Origin of the sequence: Cereibacter changlensis JA139 (genome assembly GCF_003034985.1) — a bacterium.
Taxonomy (GTDB): Bacteria; Pseudomonadota; Alphaproteobacteria; order Rhodobacterales; family Rhodobacteraceae; genus Cereibacter; species Cereibacter changlensis.
In genome coordinates, this window is record NZ_PZKG01000347.1 from 1 (window position 1) to 1,283 (window position 1,283).

General features: G+C 69.3%; 2 protein-coding genes. Both read left to right on the forward strand.

Going from position 1 to position 1,283, the window contains the following annotated elements:
• On the forward strand, window positions 1-971 hold a 971-nt coding region (locus C5F48_RS23940; RefSeq protein WP_258186582.1), incomplete at its 5' end, for a helix-hairpin-helix domain-containing protein.
• 129 nt (window positions 972-1,100) lie between these two features.
• A partial coding sequence (locus C5F48_RS25860; protein ID WP_219907844.1) for a hypothetical protein occupies window positions 1,101-1,283 on the forward strand: 183 nt, incomplete at its 3' end.

The window sequence follows — 1,283 nt, forward strand, 5'->3', positions numbered from 1 at the left end:
CCGCCTTCACCTGCGCTCTCCTGAACAGCCAGCCGATGGGCTTCTACGCCCCGGCCCAGCTGGTGCGCGACGCCCGCGACCGCGGCGTCGAGGTCCGGCCGATCTCGGTGAACCACTCGCTCTGGGACTGCACGCTGGAGCCGCGCGCCGATGGCAGCCTGGCGCTGCGGCTCGGCTTCCGCCAGATCAAGGGGCTCCGGCAGGAGGACGCCGGCTGGATCGCCGCCGCCCGCGGCAACGGCTATCCGGATGTCGAAAGCCTCTGGCGGCGCGCCGGCATCGCCCCCGACACGCTGGAGCGGCTGGCCGAAGCCGACGCCTTCGCGGCGCTCGGCCTCACCCGCCGCGACGCGCTCTGGGCCGCCAAGGCGCTGAAGGCCCCGGCCCCGCTGCCGCTCTTCGGCCCCGACGGCGAGGGCGGCCGCGAGCCCGCCGTCAGCCTGCCGCAGATGACCCTCGGCCAGGAGGTGATCGAGGATTACCTCTCGCTGCGCCTCAGCTTGCGCGCCCACCCGGTGGAGCTCCTGCGCCCGCGCCTGCCCGAGAGCCTGCCGCATGACCGGCTGGGCGCAGCAACCGGCCGCGTCACCGTCACCGGCCTCGTCATCACCCGGCAGCGCCCCGGCACCGCCTCGGGGGTGATCTTCCTGACGCTGGAGGACGAGACCGGCAGCGCCAACATCGTGGTGTGGAAGAAGGTCTACGAGACCTTCCGCAAGGCGGTGATCGCCGGCCGCCTCATCCGCGTCACCGGCCGCCTGCAGCGCGACGGCCCGGTGACGCATCTTTTGGCCGAGCATGTCGAGGACCTGTCGCCGCTATTGGCGACCCTCGGCCGGCCGGTCATGATCGACAGCAACGACGGGCGGGCGGACGAGACGAAGCGCCCCGTGGGCGGCAGTCTGCGGCCAGCGGCGCGGCATCCCCGCGAGCAGGCGAAGAAGCTGTTTCCGAGCCGGGATTTCCATTGAGAGGGAGGCAGCAAAGGGCGGAGAGCAGACTGACGGCGGTGCAGCAGGGCAGTTGCAGCATCTCGACAAAGCAGACGCTCGATCCCCGCGCGGCGTCATCGGGTGCCGGATCGACGTCAATGTCGGAGGGTGCCTGACGCACGCGCGGCAGAGCAGGTGCAGGATCTGGAAGGAAGAGAGGTTCAGCGAGTAGGTAGCCTGATCGTGACCACGACTTTCTCAAATCCTATTTTCAAGCGCCTGGGTCAAATTTTTGACCCAGGCGTCTCGAACACTTCATGGGACAACATCCCTGCTTATGAAGCGTTTCAT